The following is a 6,376-nucleotide window of genomic DNA, read 5'->3' as shown; positions in this document are numbered from 1 at the left end:
CTCCGCACCCTCCTCCCCGGGACCGGCCGGGTCCCCGCCGGGGCCGAGGCCTCGGCGGGTGCCGCCCGCAGGCGCCTGCGGCCACCCCTGCGCCTGCGGCATCTGCTGCCGCTCGTCGTGCTGTTCGCGATGATGGGGATGCTCCTGGTGCGTGGCTATGTGCACAGCGAGGTCCTCGCCGACCATCGTGTCCGCCCGGACGCCGCCGCCGACCGGGTGCCGCAGGCGATCCTCGACGGCGGGCCCGTCGTCGACACCCGTGGCGGACAGGCCACCAGCATCGACGTACCGGACCACCGGATCGTCCTCACCTTCGACGACGGCCCCGACCCCCGCTGGACGCCGCAGGTCCTCGACGTCCTGGCGAAGCACCACGCGCACGCCGTCTTCTTCATCACCGGGACGATGGCCAGCCGCTACCCGGACCTCGTGCGCCGGATGGTCGAGGAGGGCCACGAGATCGGCCTGCACACCTTCAACCACCCCGACCTCTCCTACCAGTCGACGAAGCGCATCGACTGGGAACTGACCCAGAACCAGCTCGCCCTCGCCGGTGCCGCCGGCATCCGCACCTCGCTGTTCCGTCCGCCGTACTCCGCCACCGCCTCCGCCCTGGACAACAACACCTGGCCGGTGACCCAGTACGTCGGCAGCCGCGGCTATCTCACCGTCCTGACCGGCGACGACAGCGAGGACTGGCGCAGGCCGGGCGTCGCGGAGATCATCCGCAACTCCACGCCCGCCGACGGCGAGGGCGCGATCGTCCTGATGCACGACTCGGGCGGCGACCGCAGCCAGACCGTGCGGGCGCTCGACACGTACCTGCCCCGGCTGGCACGGCAGGGCTACACGTTCGAGAACCTCACCGAGGCCCTCGACGCGCCCAGCGCGCACACCCGGGTCAGCGGCCTCGAACTGTGGAAGGGCCGGGCGTGGACCGCCCTGGTCACGGCCGCCGACGACCTCACCGGCATCCTCGTCGTCGGCCTCGCCGTCATCGGCGTCCTCGTCTTCGCCCGCTTCGGCCTGATGCTGCTGTTGTCCGCCGTCCACACCCGCCGCACCCGCCGCCCCGACTTCGTGTGGGGCCCGGACGCGCCGGTCACCGAACCGGTGTCGGTGCTGGTCCCGGCGTACAACGAGGCCAAGTGCATCGAGAGCACGGTCCGTTCACTGGTGAAGAGCGACCACGCGGTGGAGATCCTCGTCGTCGACGACGGCTCCTCCGACGGCACCGCCCGCATCGTCGAGGACCTGCGCCTGCCCGGCGTACGCGTCGTGCGCCAGCTCAACGCGGGCAAACCGGCCGCCCTCAACCGGGGCATCGCCAACGCCCGGCACGACCTCATCGTGATGATGGACGGCGACACCGTCTTCGAGCCGTCCACCGTGCGGGAGTTGGTGCAGCCCTTCGCCGACCCGCGCGTCGGCGCCGTCGCCGGCAACGCCAAGGTCGGCAACAAGGACACCCTCATCGGCGCCTGGCAGCACATCGAGTACGTCATGGGCTTCAACCTCGACCGCCGTATGTACGACGTCCTGCGCTGCATGCCGACCATCCCCGGCGCGGTCGGCGCCTTCCGCCGCAGGGCCCTGGACCGGGTCGGCGGCATGAGTGACGACACCCTCGCCGAGGACACCGACATCACCATGGCGCTGCACCGCGACGGCTGGAAGGTGGTGTACGCCGAGAAGGCCCGCGCCTGGACGGAGGCCCCAGAGTCGGTGCAGCAGCTGTGGTCCCAGCGCTACCGCTGGTGCTACGGCACGATGCAGGCGATCTGGAAGCACCGCCGCGCCCTGGTGGAAGGCGGACCGTCGGGCCGCTTCGGCCGGGTCGGCCTGCCCCTGGTCTCCCTGTTCATGGTGGTGGCCCCGCTGCTGGCGCCCCTGATCGACCTGTTCCTGATCTACGGACTGCTGTTCGGCCCGACGGGGAAGACGATCGCGGCCTGGTTCGGCGTCCTGGCAATCCAGGCGGTCTGCGCCGCGTACGCGTTCGTCCTGGACAAGGAGCGGCTGACCCCGCTGATCTCGCTGCCTCTGCAGCAGCTCCTCTACCGCCAGCTGATGTACATCGTCCTGCTCCAGTCCTGGATCACGGCCCTCACCGGCGGCCGGCTGCGCTGGCAGAAGCTGCGCCGGATGGGCCAGGTGGCGGCCCCGCCCGGCGAGGACGCGCGGACGGCCGTGGAAGAGGGGGCGGCCCGATGAGCACCGTAGAGGAGGCAGAGGTACGGGAGAAACAAAGGAAACCGGCTTCCCGCGACCGTTACTTCGATCTTCTCCGCGCCGTCGCCCTCTTCCGCGTCGTCTTCTACCACCTCATGGGCTGGGCCTGGCTGCCCGTCGTCTTCCCTTCCATGGGCGTGATGTTCGCCCTGGCCGGCAACCTCATGGCCCGCTCCCTGAACCGCCGCCCCGCCGCCGCCGTCGTCCGCGGGCGGCTCCGCCGCCTCCTGCCGCCCCTGTGGCTGCTGGGCGCGGTGGGCGTGACGGGCATGCTGCTGGGCGGCTGGGGCCCGAGCGAGGAGGGCCACCCCCTGTGGTGGTGGCTCCACCTCACCTTCTGGATCCTCCCGCTGAGCGACCCGCCGTACGGCGAGGGCCTGCCCGGCATCCACGGGCTGATCGGCGAGGACTGGGCCGTCGCCGTCGGCGTACCCCTGTGGTACCTGCGGGCCTACCTGTGGTTCGTGCTGCTGTCCCCGCTGCTGCTGCGCGCCCTGCGGGCGGCGCCCTGGCCGACTGTCCTCTCGCCGATCGCCCTGTCGGCGGCCCTGGAGTTCGGCGTCCTCACCGTCCCCGGCTGGCGGCTGGAGGCGGGGCTCACCGACCTCGGCGCGTTCGGTGCGTGCTGGCTGGTGGGCATGGCCCACCAGGAGGGCGTCCTGCGCCGGCTGCCCCGGTACGTCGTCCCCTCCCTCGCGCCGGTGGTGGCGTGCGCCGGCCTCTGGTACGCCTCCACCCAGGGCTTCGAGGAGGGCCACGACCTCGACGACATGCCGTTCGCCCAGTCCCTTTGGTCCTTCGCCGCCGTACTGCTCCTCCTGCACCTCAGCCCCGCCTGGCAGGAGTGGCCCCGCCGCCTGCGCCGCTGGGACCGCCTGATCACCCTCCTCAACTCACGTGCCGTGACGATCTACCTCTGGCACAACGTGGGCATCGTGGTCGTCGAGTCCCTCTGGGACCGTCTGTGGAGCATCGGTTTCCTGGAGACCGACGCCCACTGGGTCCTGGTGAGCCCCTGGGCCCAGCTGCCGGCCGTATGGCTGCTGACCGCGGGCTGTGTCGTCTGCTTCGGCTGGATGGAGGACCTGGCGGCGGGCAGACACCCGAGGCTCTGGCCGGACGGACGCCCCGGAGCCCACCGCGCTTGACCTCTCATCCGGCCCTCGCGCAAGGTGAGAGCAACGTTCCCTTCCGGTCACCCACAGCCACAGGCCGGAAACGCGCCCTCCCTACCTTCGGGACTCATCACCGCTCATCCCCGCGAAACACCCCGAGCCCGGAGCACGTGGAGGCGTCAATGACAGCCCCTGGTACAGCCCCCGCACCCCCGACCGACCCGAACACCTCCTCGGCCTCCTCGCAGGCCTCCTCGAAGAAGGGGAGCCGCTGGATCGAGGAGTGGGACCCGGAGAACGAGGCCTTCTGGAACGCGAAGGGCGAGAAGATCGCCCGCCGCAACCTCGTCTTCTCCGTCCTCTCCGAGCACATCGGGTTCTCGATCTGGACCCTGTGGTCCGTGCTGGTGCTCTTCATGGGCCCGGAGTACGGCCTGACCCCGGCCGACAAGTTCCTGCTCACCTCGATGGTGACCCTCGTCGGTGCCGTCGTCCGGGTGCCGTACACCTTCGCCGTCGCGGTGTTCGGTGGCCGGAACTGGACGATCATCTCCGCCGCGATGCTGCTCATCCCCGCGGTCGCCGCGTTCACGGTGATGGAGCCGGGCACCTCGTTCAACACGTTCCTGCTGGTGGGCCTGCTGGCCGGCGTCGGCGGCGGCAACTTCGCCTCCTCGATGACGAACATCAACGCCTTCTTCCCGCTCCGCAAGAAGGGCTGGGCGCTCGGCCTGAACGCGGGCGGCGGCAACATCGGCGTACCGGTGATCCAGCTGGCCGCCCTCGGCGTCATCGGCGCGAGCGGCGGACCGCGCGTGCTCCTCGGGATCTACATCCCGCTGATCCTCGTCGCCGCGGTCCTCGCCGCCCTCTTCATGGACAACCTCGCGTCCGTGAAGAACGACACCGGCGCCGCGGTCGACGCCGCGAAGGACGCCCACACCTGGATCATGTCGTTCCTCTACATCGGGACGTTCGGGTCGTTCATCGGATACTCCTTCGCCTTCGGCCAGGTGCTGACCAACCAGTTCGGCCGTACGCCCCTCCAGGCGGCCTACCTCACCTTCATCGGCCCGCTGCTCGGCTCCCTCATCCGTCCCGTGGGCGGCTGGCTCGCCGACCGCTACGGCGGGGCCCGCATCACCCTCTACAACTACGTCGGCATGGGCGCCGCCACCGCCGTCCTGGTCTTCGCCAGCATGCAGAAGTCGCTGCCCCTGTTCGTCTCCGTCTTCGTCGTCCTGTTCGTCCTCACCGGGCTCGGCAACGGGTCGACGTACAAGATGATCCCCGGCATCTTCCAGACGAAGGCCGTCGCGAAGGGGCTCGTGGGCGAGGAGGCGGCAGCCTACGGACGCCGGCTCTCCGGCGCCTCCATGGGGCTCATCGGGGCCGTCGGCGCGCTGGGCGGCGTCGGCATCAACCTCGCCTTCCGCCAGTCCTTCCTCTCCTACGGCTCCGGAACCGGCGCGTTCGTCGCCTTCCTCGCCTTCTACGGCGTGTGCTTCGTGGTCACCTGGGCCGTATACCTTCGCCGCCCGGCCGGACGGATCACCGCCTCCGGTACCGCATCCGAGGCGAAGCCGCAGCTCAGCTACGCCGAGGTGTGACGTAACACCGGCGACATGAAGCCGAACCGAGCCTGTCACGCACCATTGGCAGGCTCGCTCGGCATGTAGGTCCATACGACTCCAGTGCGGGACGAGTGTTATGTACGAGCAGCAACAGCAGCGACCGGACCACGACCCGAGCAGCCAGGACGCCGAGCAGCACGGGCCCCTCGCCGGCTTCACGGTGGGGGTGACCGCCGCGCGCCGCGCCGACGAGCTCGGAGCGCTGCTCCAGCGGCGCGGGGCGGCGGTGCTGCACGCGCCCGCCCTGCGGATCGTGCCGCTCGCCGACGACAGCGAACTCCTCGCCGCCACCAAGGAACTCCTCGACCAGGCGCCCGACGTCGTGGTCGCCACCACCGCCATCGGCTTCCGCGGGTGGGTCGAGGCCGCCGACGGCTGGGGACTCGGCGAACAGCTGATCGCCCGCCTCGCCGACGTCGAACTGCTCGCCCGCGGACCCAAGGTCAAGGGCGCGATCCGCGCCGCGGGGCTCACCGAGGAATGGTCGCCGTCCAGCGAATCCATGGCCGAGGTGCTCGACCGGCTGCTGGAGGAGGGCGTCGAGGGGCGCCGCATCGCCGTCCAGCTGCACGGCGAACCGCTGCCCGGCTTCGTCGAGGCGCTGCGGGTCGGCGGCGCGGAGGTCGTGGGCGTGCCCGTGTACCGGTGGATGCCGCCGGAGGACATCTCGCCCGTCGACCGGCTGCTCGACGCCACCGTCTCGCGCGGCCTGGACGCGGTGACCTTCACCAGCGCGCCCGCCGCCGCCTCGCTGCTGTCCCGCGCCGAGGAACGGGGCCTGCTGCCCGAACTGCTCGCCGCCCTGCACCACGACGTGCTGCCGGCCTGCGTCGGCCCCGTCACCGCGCTGCCCCTCCAGGCCGTCGGGGTGGACACCGTCTCGCCCGAACGTTTCCGGCTGGGGCCACTCGTCCAACTGCTGTGCAGGGAACTGCCGGGCCGGGCCCGTGCCCTGCCCGTCGCCGGACACCGGGTCGAGATCCGCGGGCACGCCGTGCTGGTCGACGGCTGTCTCAAGCCCGTACCGCCCGCCGGGATGTCCCTGCTGCGGGCGCTGTCGCGGCGGCCGGGATGGGTCGTCCCGCGTGCCGACCTGCTGCGGGCGCTGCCCGGAGCGGGCAAGGACGAGCATGCCGTCGAGACGGCGATGGCCAGGCTGCGCACCGCCCTCGGGGCGCCGAAGCTGATCCAGACGGTGGTGAAGCGGGGGTACCGGCTGGCGCTGGACCCGGCTGCCGATGCGAAGTATTCGGACGGTTGATTTCAGTGAACGTGGGTGTGAGGTGAACCGGGGTTCGTGCGGGCGTCGCGGGGGCTGCCGCCCCCGGACCCCCGCTTCGGCCTGAACGGCCTCGTCCTCGAACTCCCCCAGAGGGGGGACCCCCAGACGGGCTG

The 6,376-nt window shown here is 71.3% G+C and carries 4 protein-coding genes; all 4 read left to right on the top strand.

Annotation, left to right across the window (positions count from 1 at the left end; translation table 11 throughout):
• Positions 1-75 precede the first annotated feature (75 nt).
• Positions 76-2,214: a bifunctional polysaccharide deacetylase/glycosyltransferase family 2 protein gene (locus BZL64_RS36415; RefSeq protein WP_483025119.1), complete on the top strand. Its 2,139-nt coding sequence runs from the start codon at positions 76-78 to the stop codon at positions 2,212-2,214.
• Positions 2,211-3,380, top strand: a complete 1,170-nt coding sequence (locus BZL64_RS36410; RefSeq protein ID WP_086773303.1) for an acyltransferase family protein — start codon at positions 2,211-2,213, stop codon at positions 3,378-3,380. Before BZL64_RS36415 ends, BZL64_RS36410 begins: the two co-directional genes overlap by 4 nt.
• 149 nt (positions 3,381-3,529) lie before the next feature.
• Complete coding sequence (locus BZL64_RS36405) at positions 3,530-4,957, top strand: nitrate/nitrite transporter (protein ID WP_208639600.1); 1,428 nt, start codon at positions 3,530-3,532, stop codon at positions 4,955-4,957.
• Positions 4,958-5,057: 100 nt separating this feature from the next.
• Entirely contained in the window at positions 5,058-6,242 is a 1,185-nt protein-coding gene (locus BZL64_RS36400) for a uroporphyrinogen-III synthase (protein WP_086773302.1), read from the top strand.
• Positions 6,243-6,376: the final 134 nt, after the last annotated feature.

Origin of the sequence: Streptomyces bobili (genome assembly GCF_002154575.1) — a bacterium.
Taxonomy (GTDB): domain Bacteria; phylum Actinomycetota; class Actinomycetes; order Streptomycetales; family Streptomycetaceae; genus Streptomyces; species Streptomyces bobili.
Note: the sequence above shows the minus strand (reverse complement) of the source record. Positions and strands in the feature narration are given on the sequence as shown.

Bases quoted from the DNA above. Each gene is read 5' to 3' on its own strand.
- BZL64_RS36410 (WP_086773303.1), top strand. From the start codon at position 2,211: ATGAGCACCGTAGAGGAGGCAGAGGTACGGGAGAAACAAAGGAAACCG.
- BZL64_RS36405 (WP_208639600.1), top strand. From the start codon at position 3,530: ATGACAGCCCCTGGTACAGCCCCCGCACCCCCGACCGACCCGAACACC.
- BZL64_RS36400 (WP_086773302.1), top strand. From the start codon at position 5,058: ATGTACGAGCAGCAACAGCAGCGACCGGACCACGACCCGAGCAGCCAG.